General features: G+C 32.1%; 21 protein-coding genes. 9 read left to right on the top strand and 12 right to left on the bottom strand.

The window, feature by feature from the left end:
* Positions 1–11 precede the first annotated feature (11 nt).
* Genes FOF46_RS03610 through rpmB form a run of 3 tightly spaced genes read right to left on the bottom strand, consistent with a single transcriptional unit; the run spans position 12 to position 617 of the window.
* The gene (locus tag FOF46_RS03610) at positions 12–164 is read right to left on the bottom strand and encodes a DUF4295 domain-containing protein (RefSeq protein WP_081748330.1); all 153 of its coding nucleotides are present in this window, start codon (positions 162–164) and stop codon (positions 12–14) included.
* Between the two features lie 6 nt (positions 165–170).
* Positions 171–353 carry a 50S ribosomal protein L33 gene (gene rpmG / locus FOF46_RS03605; RefSeq protein WP_109437157.1) on the bottom strand — a complete coding sequence of 61 codons (183 nt, stop codon included), beginning with the start codon at positions 351–353 and terminating at the stop codon, positions 171–173.
* A 24-nt stretch (positions 354–377) separates the two neighbouring features.
* The gene (gene rpmB, locus FOF46_RS03600; RefSeq protein ID WP_109437158.1) at positions 378–617 is read right to left on the bottom strand and encodes a 50S ribosomal protein L28; all 240 of its coding nucleotides are present in this window, start codon (positions 615–617) and stop codon (positions 378–380) included.
* 432 nt (positions 618–1049) lie between these two features.
* On the opposite strand from rpmB, the gene FOF46_RS03595 reads away from it, so the two are divergent.
* On the top strand, positions 1050–1370 hold the full coding sequence (locus FOF46_RS03595; protein WP_143915483.1) for a hypothetical protein: 321 nt from the start codon (positions 1050–1052) through the stop codon (positions 1368–1370).
* On the opposite strand, the gene FOF46_RS03590 is transcribed toward FOF46_RS03595, so the two are convergent.
* Positions 1353–2621, bottom strand: a complete 1269-nt coding sequence (locus FOF46_RS03590; protein ID WP_143915482.1) for a CinA family nicotinamide mononucleotide deamidase-related protein — start codon at positions 2619–2621, stop codon at positions 1353–1355. The genes FOF46_RS03595 and FOF46_RS03590 overlap by 18 nt on opposite strands.
* Before the next feature lie 3 nt (positions 2622–2624).
* Positions 2625–2963, bottom strand: a complete 339-nt coding sequence (locus tag FOF46_RS03585) for an Hpt domain-containing protein (RefSeq protein ID WP_109437161.1) — start codon at positions 2961–2963, stop codon at positions 2625–2627.
* A gap of 469 nt (positions 2964–3432) precedes the next feature.
* Between FOF46_RS03585 and FOF46_RS03580 the strand changes: the two genes are divergently transcribed.
* Entirely contained in the window at positions 3433–5796 is a 2364-nt protein-coding gene (locus tag FOF46_RS03580) for a TonB-dependent receptor (protein WP_143915481.1), read from the top strand.
* Between the two features lie 2 nt (positions 5797–5798).
* A complete protein-coding gene (locus FOF46_RS03575; RefSeq protein WP_109437163.1) occupies positions 5799–6275 on the top strand; it encodes a thioredoxin family protein in 477 nt (158 codons plus the stop codon).
* Between the two features lie 43 nt (positions 6276–6318).
* On the opposite strand, the gene FOF46_RS03570 is transcribed toward FOF46_RS03575, so the two are convergent.
* The 3 genes from FOF46_RS03570 to FOF46_RS03560 form a co-directional block, all read right to left on the bottom strand.
* A complete protein-coding gene (locus FOF46_RS03570; RefSeq protein WP_109437164.1) occupies positions 6319–6930 on the bottom strand; it encodes a fumarylacetoacetate hydrolase family protein in 612 nt (203 codons plus the stop codon).
* Positions 6931–6958: 28 nt separating this feature from the next.
* Positions 6959–7738 (bottom strand): 3'-5' exonuclease, encoded by a 780-nt coding sequence (locus FOF46_RS03565; RefSeq protein WP_143915480.1) that lies wholly within the window; start codon positions 7736–7738, stop codon positions 6959–6961.
* 81 nt (positions 7739–7819) lie between these two features.
* Positions 7820–8506: a metal-dependent transcriptional regulator gene (locus FOF46_RS03560; RefSeq protein WP_109437166.1), complete on the bottom strand. Its 687-nt coding sequence runs from the start codon at positions 8504–8506 to the stop codon at positions 7820–7822.
* Positions 8507–8775: 269 nt separating this feature from the next.
* Here FOF46_RS03560 and FOF46_RS03555 point away from each other — a divergent pair, with 269 nt between their 5' ends.
* The 6 genes from FOF46_RS03555 (at position 8776) to FOF46_RS03530 (ending at position 13549) form a co-directional block, all read left to right on the top strand.
* A complete protein-coding gene (locus FOF46_RS03555; protein ID WP_143915479.1) occupies positions 8776–9690 on the top strand; it encodes a metal ABC transporter solute-binding protein, Zn/Mn family in 915 nt (304 codons plus the stop codon).
* Entirely contained in the window at positions 9690–10427 is a 738-nt protein-coding gene (locus tag FOF46_RS03550; protein WP_109437168.1) for a metal ABC transporter ATP-binding protein, read from the top strand. The genes FOF46_RS03555 and FOF46_RS03550 overlap by 1 nt, the downstream gene beginning before the upstream one ends.
* Before the next feature lie 32 nt (positions 10428–10459).
* Positions 10460–10768 (top strand): four helix bundle protein, encoded by a 309-nt coding sequence (locus tag FOF46_RS03545; protein ID WP_244299562.1) that lies wholly within the window; start codon positions 10460–10462, stop codon positions 10766–10768.
* Between the two features lie 97 nt (positions 10769–10865).
* Positions 10866–11996: a metal ABC transporter permease gene (locus FOF46_RS03540; protein ID WP_109437170.1), complete on the top strand. Its 1131-nt coding sequence runs from the start codon at positions 10866–10868 to the stop codon at positions 11994–11996.
* Positions 11989–13149 (top strand): metal ABC transporter permease, encoded by a 1161-nt coding sequence (locus FOF46_RS03535; RefSeq protein ID WP_143915478.1) that lies wholly within the window; start codon positions 11989–11991, stop codon positions 13147–13149. The genes FOF46_RS03540 and FOF46_RS03535 overlap by 8 nt, the downstream gene beginning before the upstream one ends.
* A 25-nt stretch (positions 13150–13174) precedes the next feature.
* Positions 13175–13549 carry a hypothetical protein gene (locus FOF46_RS03530; RefSeq protein ID WP_143915477.1) on the top strand — a complete coding sequence of 125 codons (375 nt, stop codon included), beginning with the start codon at positions 13175–13177 and terminating at the stop codon, positions 13547–13549.
* A gap of 58 nt (positions 13550–13607) precedes the next feature.
* Here the strand turns inward: FOF46_RS03530 and FOF46_RS03525 are convergent, their stop codons facing one another.
* The 4 genes from FOF46_RS03525 to FOF46_RS03510 all read right to left on the bottom strand — a co-directional run bounded on the left by FOF46_RS03525 (position 13608) and on the right by FOF46_RS03510 (position 18976).
* Entirely contained in the window at positions 13608–14930 is a 1323-nt protein-coding gene (locus FOF46_RS03525; RefSeq protein ID WP_167571736.1) for a M56 family metallopeptidase, read from the bottom strand.
* 107 nt (positions 14931–15037) lie between these two features.
* Positions 15038–15406 carry a BlaI/MecI/CopY family transcriptional regulator gene (locus tag FOF46_RS03520; RefSeq protein WP_109437174.1) on the bottom strand — a complete coding sequence of 123 codons (369 nt, stop codon included), beginning with the start codon at positions 15404–15406 and terminating at the stop codon, positions 15038–15040.
* A gap of 254 nt (positions 15407–15660) precedes the next feature.
* A complete protein-coding gene (locus FOF46_RS03515) occupies positions 15661–17289 on the bottom strand; it encodes an apiosidase-like domain-containing protein (RefSeq protein WP_143915475.1) in 1629 nt (542 codons plus the stop codon).
* 343 nt (positions 17290–17632) lie between these two features.
* The gene (locus tag FOF46_RS03510) at positions 17633–18976 is read right to left on the bottom strand and encodes a dihydrolipoamide acetyltransferase family protein (RefSeq protein ID WP_143915474.1); all 1344 of its coding nucleotides are present in this window, start codon (positions 18974–18976) and stop codon (positions 17633–17635) included.
* Positions 18977–19014 lie beyond the last annotated feature (38 nt).

The raw sequence follows: 19014 nt of genomic DNA, 5'->3' as shown, positions 1-19014 counted from the left end.
CTTGTAAGGGATTACTTTTTCTTTAAAAAATCACTAACTGCCTCTGGTGGCATTATTGATTCTACAAAAGTATAAGCTCCTGTTTTTGGAGATTTTACCATTTTTATGGCTTTCGTTAATCTCTTTGATCCTGTTTGTAACGATGCTACCGATTTCTTTGCCATCTCTTATTATTTTATTTCTTTATGAACAGTCATTTTCTTTAAAACAGGATTAAATTTCTTTAATTCTATTCTATCAGGAGTGTTCTTTTTGTTCTTTGTTGTAATATATCTTGATGTACCTGGTTTACCCGTAGCTTTATGCTCTGTACATTCTAAGATCACTTGCACTCTATTACCTTTCTTTGCCATTATAAGTATCTTTAAAAAAGAAGATTATTTATTAAAAAAACCTTTTTCTCTAGCTTCTTTTAAAACCGCAGAGATTCCGTTCTTATTTATATTTTTTAACGCAGCAGTAGACACTTTAAGTGTTATCCAACGATCTTCTTCTGGAATATAAAAACGCTTTTTAATTAAATTCGCATTAAATTTACGTTTTGTTTTATTCATCGCGTGAGAAACATTGTTCCCTACCATTGCTTTTTTACCTGTAAGCTCGCAAACTCTTGACATCTCTTCTTAATTTTGGTATTATTTCAAAACAGGGTGCAAATTAACGAATTATTTAGCGAACCACCAATAATAGTTTAGTAAAATTTTCTTCTTTTTTTAGTTTTTCTTTTAAGACATAAAAAAAGAAAAAAAAGGGGTTTTTACCTATTTCACAAATAAAAGGATTCTATTACTTTTATAGTAGTTAATTTTTATAGTAAAAACTTACAACTTATTATGGGGGTAATTAAGTAGTAATTATAGAGCGAATCATGGTACCATGATTCGCTTTTTTATTACAACACAGTATCTTAGTTTTTAAATCATTACCATTTATTATTGTATCTTAGGATATAATATCTACATCATATAATGTATACAAAAAACAACAAACAATTTATTAAAAAGTACGAGCTTGATATAGGCTCAGCCTATTTCTATAAAAACTATGTTGTGACAGAAATAAAAGAAGGTATTATACTTAATTTTGAGAAAGCTGCTGCATTATTTCAACTAGGCAAAGAACACTATGGAAACAAAACACCTTTTGTATATATATCCAATAGGATTAATTCATACTCTTTTGAACCTACAGCTCATTATAAATCTACTGATTTATTTCCTAATTTATTGGGCTTTGCAGTAGTAACATATGATCTTCTCAATAAAGAGGTTGCAGAATTAGAGCAAGTTTTTTTAAACAAACCCACTCAAATTTTTCACACTTTAGACGATGCTATCGCATGGGTAGAACAATTAATCATTCGCGATTAAATCTTTATTTAACCTCAATTCGCGCAGAAGAAGCTCAAATGATTTATTAACAGCTTTTCCAATGGTTCGATCCCTAAGATTACTGAATACAAATTTTTCTGAAAAAACACCATTTGGACTCGCTATTGCAATAAAAACTGTACCCACTTCTACATCTCCATCTCCTTTTTCTGGACCTGCATTACCTGTAGTTGCAATTGCATAATCTGATTTAAACTTTTCTTTTACACATAAAGCCATTGCTTCTGCAACTTCAGCACTAGTTACCGTGAATTTTTTTATAATTTCTTCATCCACTCCTAATATATCAACTTTGGATTGAGTAGCATAAGTAACTACTGCCCCTTGAAAATAAGCTGATGCTCCTCCTCTGCTTGTAAATAATTGCGCTATTTTACCACCTGTACAACTCTCTGCTAATGAAAGTGTTTTATTTTGTTTAACCAATAGCTTCCCTATTCTTACTTCGATAGTTTCATCTTCTTCATAGCCAACAATAATATCACCTATAATATCATGTAAAGCCAGTACTTTGCTTTCTATTGTATCTTCTAGAAGGTTTTTATCATTTCCTCTAGCTGAAAGCCGAAGTCTTACATTACCTAAATTAGGTAAATAGGCTAACTTAATAAAAGAGGGTAAATCATTCTCCCAATCTTCAATTTTTTCTGCAATAGAACTTTCTCCTAAACCGTATGTAAGTATAGTTTTATGTATAATGTATGGTCTGTCAAATCTCTTTTGTAGTCTTGGCAGTACTTCATTCTTCATTAAACCTTTCATTTCATATGGTACTCCAGGCATTGATATGAATACTTTATTCTCTTTTTCTAACCACATTCCCGGTGCTGTCCCAAAAAGATTCATCAAGACCGTTGAAGTTTTAGGAACAAGAGCTTGTTGCTTATTTACCTCGGAAATTGGAGTTGAGATATATTTTGCAAATAACTTTTCTATATGAGCCAACACCTGATCATTCTGCACCAAAGTATCATCAAAATATTCGCAAATAGTATGTTTAGTAATATCATCTTTAGTCGGTCCAAGACCTCCTGTTAGCAACACTATATCTGCTCTCTTACTTGCCTCATCAAGAGCATCAAGAATATGTTGTCGATCATCTCTAATCGATGTGATCTGATGTACATCAACACCTATCTTATTCAATTCTTTTCCCATAAACGCAGAATTAGAATCAATGATCTGACCTATCAGAATTTCATCACCTATAGTAATAATTTCTGCAAACATATATTAACTAAAATCAGCTTTAAGATTCTCTATAGCACCATTTACTGTAGTAACAATATGCTCTAAAATTGGTAGTATCTCTTCCTTTGCTTTATTTGTTTTTGACCATGCCTCAATTTGTTTAATTTGAGCCAAAAGATCAATATCAAATAACTGAAGGTTAGGTTTCATTTTATGAGCATATTGGTATGCCATTTGTGGATTATCAGAATTTACTGCCTGAACCATACTATCGAGATCAGGTGGTATTTCTTCTAAAAATGTCTGTACTAATACAGCTATAAATTCATTATCACCTCCTGATAATTCATCTACATTTTTTAAACTATATCCTTTGCTCATTTATATAACTTTTATTGAAAAAATTGTTGGTTGTTTGTATATCCAGCTAAAATAATATCCGTTTTTATAGGTTCAATCCCAGCTGATGTACCGTAAATATAATACCTCCAGTCTTTAATCTAAAACATTTATAAGGATATTCTTACTACTCCCTCGATAATTCATTCAAAATTAAGCCTATAAACATAGAAATATTCACATATTTTCTATTATAAAACAAAAAACATTAGCTGTTTTCACTTCAAAGTAGGGATTGATCATTACTACACCTTATAATCATTAGTATTTTTACGAACCTTTCATAAGATAAAACTCAATAATTACACATAAAAAAAACAGGTCTCAATATAACATGGTATAGCATTTTTAATACTGTTTTTAGGATACTGAAATTTATGAATATAAAAATAGTTAAAATATTTGTTAGTTGAAACTAACTTTATAAATTTGCCAAGACTAATTTTTTATCATGAAGCGTTATTTAGTATTCTTTATTTTATTACAATCAACTTTTGTTATATCTCAGACTGGAAGTTTAAAAGGTTCTATTACATCAAATAACAAACAATTACCATTTGCAACTATAGAAGTATTCAATACGTCTTTTAGAACATCATCCTCGTCCAATGGAGAAGGTTTTTATGAAGTAAAAAACATTCCTGCTGGTAATTTCACTGTAAAGGTAAGTTTATTAGGGTTTCAGACTTCAAAAGAAGAAGTTGCTATTATACCTGGTGAGTCTACAATAAAAAAAATCGAACTTGAAGAAGATAGACTTAATCTGGATCAAATTGTGATAAGCGCAACCAGGAATCGAGTGAATAGAAAAAAAGCTCCTGTAGTAGTTAATGTTCTAAATCCACAATTACTTAATGCCACACAATCTATCTCATTATCAGATGGGCTTAATTACTCTCCTGGGGTTAGAGTAGAAAATAATTGTCAAAACTGTGGTTTTACTCAAGTGCGATTAAATGGGTTGGATGGAAGTTATACTCAAGTTTTGGTCAACAGCAGGGCTGTTTTTAGCGCACTAAATAATGTATATGGTTTAGAACAAATTCCTACTAATATTGTCGAACGCATAGAAGTAGTAAGAAGTGGTGGTTCTGCTCTTTATGGTTCTAACGCTATTGCAGGAACTATTAACATTATCACCAAAGACCCTGTACTTAATACATGGGAAATTGGTAGTTATTTTGGCTTGATAGACGGCGATGTACCTGATCGCCTAATTAACTTTAACTCTTCTTTAGTGAGTGATGACCTTATGAGCGGAATAACACTTTTTGGACTAAAGCGAGATCGCGAAGAGTTTGATGCAAATGATGATGGATTTTCTGAATTAACTACATTATCAAACACTACATTTGGCATTAAAACATACCTTAAACCAAATGAACGTAGTAAAATTTCTTTAGACTTAACCACCTTAAAAGAATTTCGAAGAGGTGGAGATCGACTTGACTTAGCCCCTCACTTTACAGATATTACTGAACAATTAGATCATGATACTTTTTTAGGCGGAATAACATATGATCTACAAAACAAAAATCTCAACAGCAATTTTTCAGTATATACTTCGGGGCAATACACAGAAAGAGGAAGTTTTTATGGTGGTTTAGGAGGTTCAAGAACTCAACAGGATAGTATTCTTGCGCTTAATTCTTATGGTACCACAAAAGATTTAGCTTTAGTATCCGGAGCACAATACACTTATAATTTTAAAAACGAAGATATTATTACTGTGGGCGTAGAATATAACCTAAGTGATACCGAAGATATTATTCCAGGATACGATAGGTTAATTGATCAAAATGTAAATACCATTGGATCTTATGCACAATATGAATGGAAACCTAATGACAATCTAACAGCACTTGTAGGAACAAGATTGGACCATGTTAATGTTAAAGGAGATTATAACATTGGTGGTATATCTAGAGAGGTTTCGATAGAACAAACAGTATTAAGCCCGCGTCTTACCCTTTCTTATAATATAACAGAGGCTTTAAAATTTAGAGGAGGATATGCCAGAGGATTTAGAACACCACAAGCATTCAATGAAGATTTACACGTTTCATCAGTCGGCGGTGAACCTCAGTTTGTAATCCTATCAGAAGATTTAAATACTGAGTACTCTAATGCCTACACCACCTCTTTTAACTATAGTAAGAACTTCAACAAAGTACAAACTGATATTTTGATTGAAGGTTTTTATACCGATTTACAAGATCCTTTTACACTTGTGAGTACTGGTGCAGTGTTAGAAAATGGGTCTATTTTAGAAGAAGTTAGAAATGGGTCTGGAGCCAATGTTTTTGGAACTAATTTAGAAATAGGGATCTCCCCTTCTAAAGAATGGCAATTTCAGATTGGAGGAACGATACAAAAGGCAGAATATGATGAAGCACAAATACTTTTTGAAACTGATGGAACGATACCAAATGAAACTGATGTAAGTGTTGATGAATTTGTTAGAAACCCTAATTCTTATGGATACTTTAATACATCATGGATACCTGGAGAACATTTTAACATGGACCTTACTGGGACGTATACAGGTTCTATGACAATTCCTCGAGTAGTAAGCCCATCTGGCTTTTTAGACCTTGTCGATAGTGATTCTTTTTTTGATGTGAATATAAAACTTGAATATCATACCGATATTTCAGAAAATTTTCAAATGACTTTTAGTGGAGGAATAAAAAATATCTTCGACAACTACCAGGATGATTTTGATATAGGTCCTTTACGAGATTCTGATTATATTTATGGTCCTGGAGCTCCAAGAACCTTTTTTATAGGGATTAAATTTGGTAAACTTCACTAAATATGAAATCTAAATTAATTACACTCTCCATCTTTCTAGTCATTTTATCTTCTTTGACAGGCTACGCTCAAAATAGAGAAAAAGTTCAATGGATATCTTTTGAACAACTGGAAGATTCTTTAAAAATCAAACCTAAAAAGGTTCTTATCAGTTTCTATGCTGACTGGTGCGTATATTGTAAAAAGATGGATCGGGTAGTTTTTACCAAACCTGATATTGTGAAAAAATTATCCGAAGAATATTATGTAGTAAAAATGAATGTCGAAACCAAGGATACTATCGTTTTTGGAGGAAGTATTTTTACCAATGAAAATCATTTGACTTCAAGAAGTCCCATACATGACATTCCTATATTATTAGCTTCCAGAAAAAATCGTCCCCTTTCTCTACCCGCAACTATTATTATGGACGAAACCTTTAAAGTAGATAAAAGATTTTTTACATATATGAGTCCTAAACGACTTTTACAGGTATTATAAGTAAAAAATTAAAGTTGTTCACTTTACTTAAGCTTATAATTTTCTATTTTACTTTTATCGAAAAAAACTGATCATCACCTATATAACCAGTCAAAACATCATCTGGTTTTACCGACCCAACACCTGCTGGAGTACCTGTAAATATGACATCCCCTATCTTTAAAGTAAAGTATTTTGAAACATATTCTATCAATTCATTGATCTTCCAGAGCATAAACATTGTATTTCCTTTCTGGACGGTATCCCCATTTTTTTCCAAATGAAAATCGATATCATCTACATCTTTAAAATTATCTTTAGAAACCCACTTTCCTACAACAGCAGCACCATCAAAAGCTTTAGCTTTTTCCCAGGGCAAGCCTTTTTCTTTAAGTTTTGTCTGAAGATCTCTGGCAGTAAAATCAATGCCTAATCCTATTTCCTCATAATATTTATGCGCAAATTTTCTATCAATATGTTTACCAACTCTATTAATTTTTACCAATACTTCCAACTCATGATGTATATCATTAGAGAAATCAGGAATAAAAAAAGGTTGTTTTTTTAGTAAAATTGAAGTGTCTGGTTTTATAAAAACCACTGGGTCTTTAGGTTTCTCATTATCCAATTCTTCTATATGATCTGTATAATTACGACCGATACAAATAAGCTTCATAATTCAATAAAAATGATAGGAAAAATGATTATAATTTCAAGCTGTTATTTAGTTTACGAAGTCTCACTGCTGTAAGAACCTTTTTTGTATACAAAGGGAAGTCAGCATTCTGAATCCATCCAAAATACCCAGGTTCTTCGTCCATAACTTGTTCAACAAGCTTCCCTTTATGCTTTCCGAAAGAAAAGACCTCTTTCTTATCATCATCATATGCAATAAAACCAGCGAAATCTGCAAATTGTTTTCTAGAACTAAATTCGGCTAAAAACTTTGCATCATTTTCTAATTCAGGATATTTATCCAATTGAGCTTTTAATACCTCATAGGTTGCCATTGTATCTGCTTCAGCAGAATGTGCATCTGTAAGATCCTTATCACAATAGAATTTATAAGCTGCAGAAAGTGTTCTTTTTTCCATTTTATGATAAATAGTCTGGACATCAATCGCAACTGCATTTTTCATATCAAAATCAAGACCTGCTCTTAACAATTCTTCTGCCAATAACGGAATATCAAATCGATTAGAATTAAACCCTCCCAAATCGCAACCTTTAATCATTTCACTAACTTTACTTGCTAATTGTTTAAAAGTAGGCTCATTAGCTATTTTCTCATCATCAATACCATGCACAGCAGTAGTCTCTGGAGGTATTGGCATTTCAGGATTAACCAGCCAGGTTTTACTCTCCTGAGTACCGTTAGGAAATACTTTTAGAATAGAAATTTCTACAATTCGATCTTTAGAAATATTTATACCGGTCGTTTCAAGATCAAAAAAACATATCGGTCTTTTTAAATTAAGCTCCATAAATTGATTGTGTGATACTCAAAGATAACTGCTATTCTTTAACTATCTTATAGCCTAACTCTATTTTAACATTTATAAAAACTATACAACCTTCTTAACGAATACATTATCAGCAAACTTTCTAGTTACGGTTTCTATAGTATTATCAAACTGTATGCGAATAGACTTATCAAATTCACGAACTTCGAGAACTTTAATTTCACTGCTTAATGCCAGTCCAATTTCAGATACATATTTTAAAAAATTAACAGATCCATCATCCACTGCCACTAATTGACAAACATCCCCATCAGAGAGTGAAGAAAGTGTAATTTTAGGTAAAATTGAATATTCTCCATCTGCATTTGGAATCATCTCTCCATGTGGATCTTTTTCAGGAAAATCCATAAAGCGATCCAGTTCGTTGATCAACTTTTTGGATTTAATATGTTCTAATTGCTCCGCAACTTCATGTACTTCATCCCATGTGAAATTAAGGTAATTACATAAAAAAGTTTCCCATAGTCTATGTTTACGAATCAATCGTACAGCAATAGACTTTCCTTCTTCTGTTAAATCCAGCTTACCATATTTTTCACTTACTACATAGTTTTTAGCTTTCAACTTCTTAATCATATTATTCGTAGAAGCTGGTGAAACTTTAAGATAATCTGCCAATTGATTATTTCCCACCTTTACAGAACTATCTTCAATAAGTAATTGAAAAAGAGCCTTTAAATAATCTTCTTCACTTTTTGTTAAATTATTCAAATTTAATTTGTTAGTCATAACTAACTTTTTTAGTTTTGTCAAAATAATATAGCAAAATTACTAAACCTAATGCAATTATATAGAATCATCTTACTTCCTTTATTAACTCTTAGTTGTGCTTAGTGTTATTTTCTCAAAGGGAAAGCACTACCAGAAACACTAAAACAAGTATGATAGAATAATCAACTTTCGATTTTAAAATGACTACCGATTTTTATGAAGATACTGAGAAGATGTATTCGAATTGAGAGTAATTAGGTAAAACTGAAAAAGAACAAAAAAATAAAATGAATAAAATAATCTCGATACTAGTCATTTGTTCACTCTCATTTTCATGTAAAAAAGAAGTGAAAGATGAGAATCAAAAACTTAAAGTAGTTACTACTACTTCTATGATTACAGATCTGGTTAAAAATATCGGAGGAGACTTAATAGAGGTTAATGGTTTAATGGGTAGTGGTGTTGACCCTCACTTATATAAAGCAAGTGAAGGTGATGTTAGTAAATTAGTTAATGCCGATGTAATTTTTTATAATGGTTTACATTTGGAAGGTAAACTAGTAGAGGTCTTTGAAAAAATGCAACATCAGAATAATAAGACCATAGCTATTGGAGAAAGTCTGGATAAAAATACATTAATCGGCTCTGATTATTTTGCATCAAACTACGATCCACATATATGGTTTAGCGTCGAAAACTGGAAAATCATTACCACATTTGTTATTAATAAACTTAAAGAAATCGATCCAAAACATGCAAAAGTCTTTGAAACTAATGGAAATGCATATTTATTAGAATTAGATACACTTGAAGCCAGGTTAAAGAAGAAAATAGCTACTCTCCCAAAAGAAAAAAGAATTTTGGTAACCGCACATGATGCTTTTAGCTACTTCGGAAAAGCCTATGATTTTAATGTTGTTGGACTTCAAGGCTTATCTACTGCCACAGAAGCTGGAGTGCAGGATGTTCAGAAATTAGCTAGTTTTATTATTGAGAAAGAGGTGAAAGCTATTTTTGTAGAAACTTCTGTTCCCAAACGAACTATTGAAGCTCTGCAAGCGGCTGTAAAATCAAAGGATCATGAAGTAAGCATAGGAGGTACATTATTCTCGGATGCTCTTGGTAATCTAGAAACCAAAGAAGGAACATATATTGGTATGTTTGAATATAACGTAAATACTATTGTAAATGCACTACAATAATGGAAAATAAAATTGCAGTTCAAATAGATGACCTCACCGTAGCTTATAATTACAAACCTGTATTATGGGATATTGACCTAGCAATACCTGAAGGAGTATTAATGGCAATTGTAGGGCCAAACGGAGCAGGTAAATCTACCTTGATCAAATCGATTTTAGATATCATTAAACCAATTGCGGGAAGCATTCAAATCTATGGGAAATCTTATAAAAAACAACGATCTCTAGTTGCCTATGTACCGCAAAAAGGAAGTGTCGATTGGGATTTTCCTACCACTGCTCTGGATGTGGTTATGATGGGGACTTATGGTAGTCTTGGCTGGATTAAGAGACCTGGACAAAAAGAAAAAAAAGCTGCTTTGGAAGCGTTAGAAAAAGTAGGAATGCTTTCTTTTAAAAACAGACAGATCAGTCAACTTTCTGGAGGGCAGCAACAGCGTATCTTCCTAGCAAGAGCTTTAGTTCAAAATGCATCGATTTATTTTATGGATGAACCTTTTCAAGGTGTGGATGCCACAACCGAAAAAGCTATTATCAATATTCTAAAAGAACTTAGAAAAGCAGGAAAAACGGTTATTGTTGTGCATCACGACCTTCAAACTGTACCAGAATATTTTGATTGGGTTACTTTTCTTAATGTAAAGAAAATTGCTACCGGGCCAGTGAAAGATATTTTTAATGATGATAACTTAACCAAGACATACGGAATTAACTACAAAGTTAGTGTTCAAGGGTAGATGAATAGTTTTTAGCAAATAGAGGGTAGTTTATGGAAGAAGTAAAATTCAATTTTGAAGATTTAATAGTATACCAAAAAGCACTTAACTTTGTTGACTTGGTTTATAATACTTGTGAAAAATTTCCAAGTGTTGAAACTTATGGACTATCATCTCAATATATCCGTGCGGCAAATTCTGTAGCTTTAAATATTGCTGAAGGCTCAGGAAATACGGATGCTCAATTTAATAGGTATTTACAGATAGCAATAGATTCAGTACGGGAATGTGTAGTCTGTTCTACAATTGCAAATAGAAGAAGATATATATATCCGAAAACGAAAATAAGACGACTAGACTAAGGCTAGCAGAATTATCAAAAATGATTACTAGTTTACAAAAACATCTTAAAAACAAAAATAAGAACTAATTCCTACCCTCTAATGACTAAATAACTCTATGGATATACAACAATATATCGAACTTGTTTTTACAGATTATACGTTACGAACAATAACGTTAGGTACGGCTGTGCTTGGTGCAATCTGCGGAATGTTAGGTAGTTTTGCCGTATTAAGAAAACAAAGTTTATTGGGTGATGCTATTTCTCATGCTGCCTTACCTGGTATTGCTATTGCTTTTTTAATTATGGGTACTAAAAATAGTTCAATATTCTTACTTGGAGCATTAATTAGTGGTCTCATAGGAACTTTTTGGATTAGAGGAATAACAAGTAAGACACATCTTAAATCTGATACTGCTTTAGGCCTAATCTTATCATTATTTTTTGGATTTGGTATGTTATTGCTCACATATATCCAAAAAATGCCAAATGCCAATCAAGCAGGTCTAGAGAGTTACCTTTTTGGTCAGGCAGCAACACTTCTAGAAAGCGATGTATGGTTAATGGTAATTGTTACAGCAATTAGTTTAGTCATTTTATTATTATTCTGGAAAGAACTTAAATTACTATTGTTTGATGCTGATTACACAAAAACACTAGGTTTTAACACTAAGTTTTTGGATATTCTTATTACTACTTTTATTGTGATAGCCATTGTTCTAGGTTTACAAACTGTAGGCGTTGTATTAATGAGCGCCATGCTTTTAGCTCCAGCTGCCGCAGCTAGACAATGGACAAACAATTTATCTGTAATGGTTATTTTGGCAGCTATATTTGGTGCATTTTCTGGAGTACTGGGAACCGCAATTAGTGCCAGCCATAATAATCTATCTACCGGACCCGTAATCGTATTAGTTGCGGGGGTATTTGTATTAGTTTCGTTTATATTTTCACCTGGGCGAGGATTATTATTCAGAGAAATACGTTTCCGCAAAAACAGAAATGATCTTCAATTACATAAAACCTTATCTTTTATGTATAATATCGCAAAGACCCATGAAGATATTGCACACCCACATGCGATCAAAATCTTGAATAATTTTCAAGGATTTACCAGAAAATCTCTTCAAAAACTGGAAGACAAAGATTACGTAAAGATTAGTGGAAACATGTGGTCTATGACTGAATCTGGATATAACACCGCTTCAAATCTATATGATCAATTAATTACCGAAGAAAATGAGTAGCGCGCAGATAGAAATACAATTAATTGCTAGCCTTGTGGCTATTGCATGTGCTATCCCCGGTACATTTCTTGTGTTAAGAAAAATGGCGTTAATCACTGATGCCATAAGCCATTCTATTTTACCTGGTATTGTGATTGGTTTTTTTATTACTCACGATTTATCTTCTCCATTATTAATTATTCTTGCTGCCGCAAGTGGAGTGATTACAGTAATATTAGTAGAATTTATTCAGAAAACAGGATTGGTAAAAGAAGACACTGCAATTGGGCTGGTTTTCCCTGCTTTGTTCAGTATAGGGATTATACTTATTGCCCAAAATGCAAACGACGTCCACCTTGATATCGATGCCGTATTATTAGGAGAATTAGCTTTTGCTCCTTTTGATCGATTAATTTTGGAAGGAGCCGATGTAGGCCCCAAGTCCTTATGGATTATCGGTAGTATTTTATTGATCACATTAGGCTTGCTTTTTGCTTTTTTCAAAGAATTAAAAGTCAGTACATTTGATGCTGGTCTCGCTTCTGCATTGGGGCTCTCCCCTATTGTAATGCACTATGGATTAATGACAATATCTTCGATCACCACAGTTGGTGCATTCGATGCTGTTGGTGCTATTTTGGTGATCGCACTAATGATCGCTCCAGCAGCTACTGCTTATTTACTAACAAATGATCTCAAAAAAATGCTCTTACTCTCTGTACTTTTTGGGGTTAGTAGTGCCATTGGAGGATATTGGATGGCCCATGCCTTAGACACCTCTATCTCTGGGTCGATGACTACGGTTTTAGGATTGGTTTTTCTATTTGTGTATCTATTTGCACCTGATAAAGGTTTATTCTCTGTACTGTATAGACAGAAACAACAAAGAATAGAGGTTTCACTACTTACATTTCTTCTTCACTTAGGAAATCATAAAGAAGAAGAAGAACGTCATGTTAAACACTTAAACGAACATATTAATTGGCAGAAAGTACAATCCAAATCTGTTTTGGATCTAGCTCTAAAAAATAACATGATTACTATAGATAATGACATTGTCTCCTTAACAAATAAGGGTAAAAATTTTACTACTGAAGCTATCGACTATATTCTTACAAATAAAAATTCTGAAATTGAAAATATGAAAGATCGGTTTTTCTTATTTAGAGGTTAAATCTCTTATCTTTAAAAGAAAAACAATGACATCCTTAAGAAACAATAGAATAGCATTTCTCTTTATATTCTTATTTAGTTTTATAAGTTTTGGCCAGGAAAAATCAGTTCGATTAATTGAAGACATCCAGAAAAAAAGAACAATTCTCTATGTACAAAATGATACTAATGAGAATAAAAGCATATTCTTAAAAGTGAACCCGACTGGATATCGTAGAAGTGCACAACGCCCTATTATAAAAAGTATCCCGGCAAAAACAAAAGTACAAATGTTGATTCTTATTCCATTAACAGATGTAGAATCACATTATACTTATAACCTGATTGTAAATGAGAAGCTCGACAATATAGAAGCAGAACGTATTAAAAATTTAAAAAAGAAAGATAGTACTCAGCTCTAAAAACTAAAGTCGAAATAAAATATTTCGGCTTTAGTTTTAGTAAATACTCACGATACCCTTATTTAAATTTCAATTTAATAGGTAATTTATACATAACACTTACTTTTTTACCTTCCTGCTCTCCAGGAATCATTACTGGTAATCCTTCTAGAACTCTAAGTGCTTCTTCTCTTAGTATTTTACTTTTATTTTTCACCTTAATATCTTTTACTTTTCCGTCATTACCAATAGAAAACCGAGCACCAATTTCCTGATACCCTGTAAGTCCATTTTCCTTTGCAAGTTTTGTATTAAATTGCTTTACTATATACTGTGAGATTTTCTGGCTAAAGCATTTTTTTGTCTCTTCCTGCGAAAGGTTTTCGCAACCCGGAAAAACTGGCACTTTTTCTATTACTCCAAAAGGGATATCTGCCATACCATATACATCCTCATAATGAGGATTAGAAAAACCATCATCAGTAACTAATAGAGCTAATACTTTTAATGCTTTTTCTTCTTCTGGGGATACATTTCCTTGTTTTTCTATTTGGTGTCTTACAGCCTGAATTTTTTCTATCAAAGGACTATCAACATTTTCAGACATTACTTTTGACTGAGCACTAGTATCTTGAGCACACGAAGTGTATAATAACATTAACAACATAACAGGAACTAGTAATAAATACTTTAATTGAAAAATTTTCTTTGATTTTGATTTTTGTAACATAACTATTCGATTTTTGATTAATGAATGATTAAAAAATGTATTGATGAATGAAATTTTATCGGTCTGAAAGATCTGCGATAACAGATCTTGATAATACTCTTTTTTATCTGTTTCAGAAATTGCTTTGGAATCAGCAATATATTCCTGAAGCACTGCAATCCGGTTTTGATATACATATACTAGCGGATTAAACCAGCAAATGATCCTCAATATTTCAAAGAAGAGTAAATCCAATGTATGATACTCTTTAATATGGATTTTCTCATGCAATAGAATATTTGTCTTTTTGACTTCAGATAGTTTTTCTCCCAAAAAAATGGTATTAAAAAATGAAAAAGCTGTGTTTGTATTTGGTAATGAAATCAAGTTAAAATTTTCTACTCTGGTTTTAATTCCTGTCTGTTTTAATTTTAATATCCTGTAGAGTTTATAGCAAAAAAGAAGTAGACTAATTACCATTCCTGTATACCATAGGTATTCGCTAAAACGTGCTATAGTAAGAAAATTAAAAAAAGAATCTGATGATTTTATTATAACTTCTGAACCTTCTATTTCTTCCGAGACATTACCAATTAATACTGCAGGCAGTTGAATCATATATTGTTCTGGTATATTCTCCTTTATTACATCTATTTTAATAAGCGGTAGAATAAAACTTAGTAGTGATGTCATCAAAAGATAAACTCGGTTCCAATTAAAAAAAGTTTCTTTTTTAAGGAACAGATCATATATTAATAAGAAAAGTAATTGAACAACTAGTATTTGTAGTATATAATGTATCATTTTTTCTTTTCATCTTTATTAATTTCTTTCATTGCAGCTTCCATTTCTGCAATACTTATATCATTTTTCTTTATAAAAAAGGAAACCATACTTTTAAAAGAGCCCTGAAAATATCCATCTATTAGCTTATTGATACTTTGATTACTGTAATCTGTTTTTTTTATAAGAGGGAAATAAATATGAATACGCCCTTCTTTTCTGTAGTTTACAAACCCTTTATCTTCTAAGATTCTAACAATAGTAGAAACTGTATTATAAGCTGGTTTAGGCTCTGGTAATTGTTCTAAAATAGATACTACTCCTCCTTCATTTATATCCCAAAGAATTTTCATAATATCTTCTTCTGCTTTAGTAAGTTGTTTCATATAGATAAGAATTTTGTTTAGCTAATATAAACTAAATTTTTAGTTTGAACTAATTTAATAGTTTGAATTAGTATTTATTTTGCAATTAACATCAATAAAAACTTCTCTATTTATAAATAAGTAAGGCTATGACAATATTGTCATAGCCTTACTTATTATCCTTCGCACAACTTAATAAAAGATCTACCTCAACTTCTAAAAAATACAATGATCACTACACTACTATATGTATCATTTATGTATTATACATTTACCTATTTTTCTGTAATTTTAGAAACCAAAATAGCATCTGCCTCATAACGCCAGGGGTTAATGTAACCTTGTCCTTTTGCAGGTTTAGGCGTTGTTGTTTCTCCTGTTAAGGTATTAAACCAATAATATGTTTTTGTTTTATCTTTTTCAGGTTTTAAAACCCACCCCAATTTAATTTGAAAGTTCTCTTTAGGCACATAATGTAACTGAAGCCCTTTTTTATTTGCTAGGGCATAACCACTACTATTCATCCAGGGAGCTGGTTTCAAATCTTCATCTGCAAATTGCTTCCAAAATGAACTTAAATATTGAAAATAATCAAATTTTGGTTTATATGAATCTTCAGGTTGTTGAAAAGGGTTATACACAACAACATTCCAGGAAGTTCCTTGCCAATAGTAGGTTGTTCCTGCTCCTGCGAATAAGCACATATAATTCCTACGCAAACACACTTCTGCATTTGTATAATCTCCTGTAAAAACAGTATAATCAGACGTCTCATACCCACCATGTTCTATATTAAAAATTGGCTTATTCTTAAATGTGGTATATGCTTCCAATGTTTTGTTATATATATTGTGGCTCCAGTCTTGTGAGGATATATAATCTACCTCATCTCCATGTTTTTTACAAAACCCATAATCATGTACTGTTATTAAACGTTTATAAGAATCCTGCTTGCGAATTCGTTGGATACGTTCAGAAATATATGCTTCGTCCGCTCTACCATAGTACAAAGCTTCTTTGGACACATCCCATAACACATTAGGAAAAGCCTGATAACGCTTAATTACATAATCATAATACAAATTGTCCGCATCAGATTGCATATCTGGCCATTTTACTAATTTATTCCATACATAAATCATGATATGCGCAAATAATTGTCGCTCATGCATGGCCAACAAGGTTCTATCATATTTTTTAAAAAAATCTACATTCAAACTACTAAAATTCGGAGTATCATTAGTTCCTAAAAAGGGAAATATGTTTTCTGGTCCGCCAAATTCGTGTTGAGGATGTGCAGCTAATTTTTCATCTTTCTTCCAGCTAACATCATATGAAAATACATTCATTACAATTTGATTGAAACCGTTCTTTTTAATTAGATTAAGCAAATGGTTTGTCTTCGATAGCTTCTTCTCATTATGATAATCCAAAGCATACAACCAATCACATTCAAATGCTATTGGGGTATATTTTTCTCCCGATTCATAATAAAAATTACGAGTATCTTCCTTGGATAATCGAACACCTCCTTTATGATCTTTGTTCGGTAAAATGGTTACTGTTCCTTCTTTCTTATCCAGTGAAGAATGCTCACTTTGGGTTATGAAGGTCCAAGTACCAATTATTGCACTAGAAAATCTAATTAACCACTCACTTTTGTTATTAGTATTTCCATTATATATCAATGGTAACACCAATTTGTTTCCCGAACTATTGGTAAATATAACAGTACTAGAATCTTTAAATGGATTTTTTATAGTATTTGCAGTTAGTAAAATATCTAAAATTTCCCATTGCTTTATTTTATGCTTTTGATTAGACTTAAAAGGTTGCTCCTGATGTTGTGCGATAGATTGTGTAACAAGAATCAACAAAAAAAGTATGTTTATGAATTGTTTCATTCTAATGTATTTATTCTTTAATACATAAAACTAAAACCTAAAAAACAATAATATGGTCACATACGACTTAAATCATATAACAAATCACCTAGATCAAGTATCTGAAATTTGATAAATTCAAGTTTACCGATTCTTACATCATGGTTTTATTTAAGAAAAAGAGCTTTAATATATCTATTCATTAGATTTTATTACTACATAATAAAACACTACTGGTTAGAAAAAAGTAACACACTTTAATTCTACTAAAGAAAAAACCACAACTTATATAGTCGTGGTTTTTTTGATATGTTATTGTTATTAATATTTCTTGTTCAGCAATGAAAGAAAAATAGATACAATTTTAAAATTCTCTATTAACATCAAAAACTTCTAAATAGTCTTTCACACGTTGTACAAATTGTCCACCTAATGCACCGTTTACAACTCTATGATCGTAAGAGTGTGATAAGAACATTTTATATCGTATACCTATAAAATCACCCTCAGGAGTCTCAATTACTGCTGGAACTTTTCTAATAGCCCCTAGCGCCAAAATAGCAACCTGTGGTTGATTTATGATCGGTGTCCCCATAATACTTCCAAAAGTACCTACATTAGTAACAGTATATGTTCCTCCTTGGATATCATCTGGTTTTAATGCATTATTACGTGCGCGACCAGCTAGATCATTAACCGCTTTGGTCATTCCAACGAGATTTAATTGATCTGCATTTTTTATAACAGGAACGATCAAATTACCATCAGGTAAGGCAGCTGCCATACCTAAGTTTATATTTTTCTTTTTAATAATTGTATCACCAGATACTGAAATATTTATCATCGGAAAATCCTTGATAGCTTTAGCAACAGCCTCCATAAAGATTGGAGTAAATGTAAGATTCTCTCCTTCTCTTTTTATAAAATCTGCTTTAACTTTCTTTCTCCAATTCCAAATATTAGTTACATCGGCTTCAATAAACGATTGAACATGAGCCGAAGTCTGAACAGACTCAACCATATGATGCGCAATGAGTTTACCCATCCTGGTCATTTCTATAATCTCATCCTCTCCAGATGCTACTATTGGTGCAGCTTTTACAGCTACAGGTTTAGCAGGTTTTTGAGCTTCTTTAACCACAGGCGTTGTAGGCTGAACAGAAGTTTTAATTTCTGTTTTTACATTTTTACGATTTTCTACAAATTGCAGAATATCGTTTTTGGTCACTCGGCCATCCTTACCTGTTCCAAGAATTGATTCTAATTCTGGTAAAGAAACTCCTTCAGTAGAAGCTATATTTTTTACCAGGGGTGAATAAAATTTATCACTAGTCGAAAAATCTGTTACACCTATTGATATTGTTTCTGTAGTCCCCGCCATTTCTGCTTCTAAGACTACAGCTTCTTTAGGAGTTTGTTCGACTTCAACTTTGACTTCCTCTGGACTTGAATCTGGTGCACCCTCACCCTCTATCTCGATTATAGCTATAGCTTGACCTACCTGTACTACATCATCTACTTCAAAAAGCTTTTCAACAAGCACACCTTCTACCTCACTAGGCACTTCACTATCTACTTTGTCTGTAGCAATCTCAACAACTGCATCATCCAATTCTATTGTATCTCCAACTTCTTTTAACCAAGTTGTTATTGTTGCTTCTGCAACGCTTTCACCCATCTTCGGAAGTTTAAGCTCAAATTTTGCCATATCCTTAATTAAAAGTGTTTATAAGTTATATTTTTTGC

The sequence above is a fragment of the Aquimarina algiphila genome, assembly GCF_007489275.1.
GTDB lineage: Bacteria > Bacteroidota > Bacteroidia > Flavobacteriales > Flavobacteriaceae > Aquimarina > Aquimarina algiphila.
The sequence above is the reverse complement of the archived record's forward strand: the minus strand, read 5'-3'. Positions and strand labels throughout refer to the sequence as shown.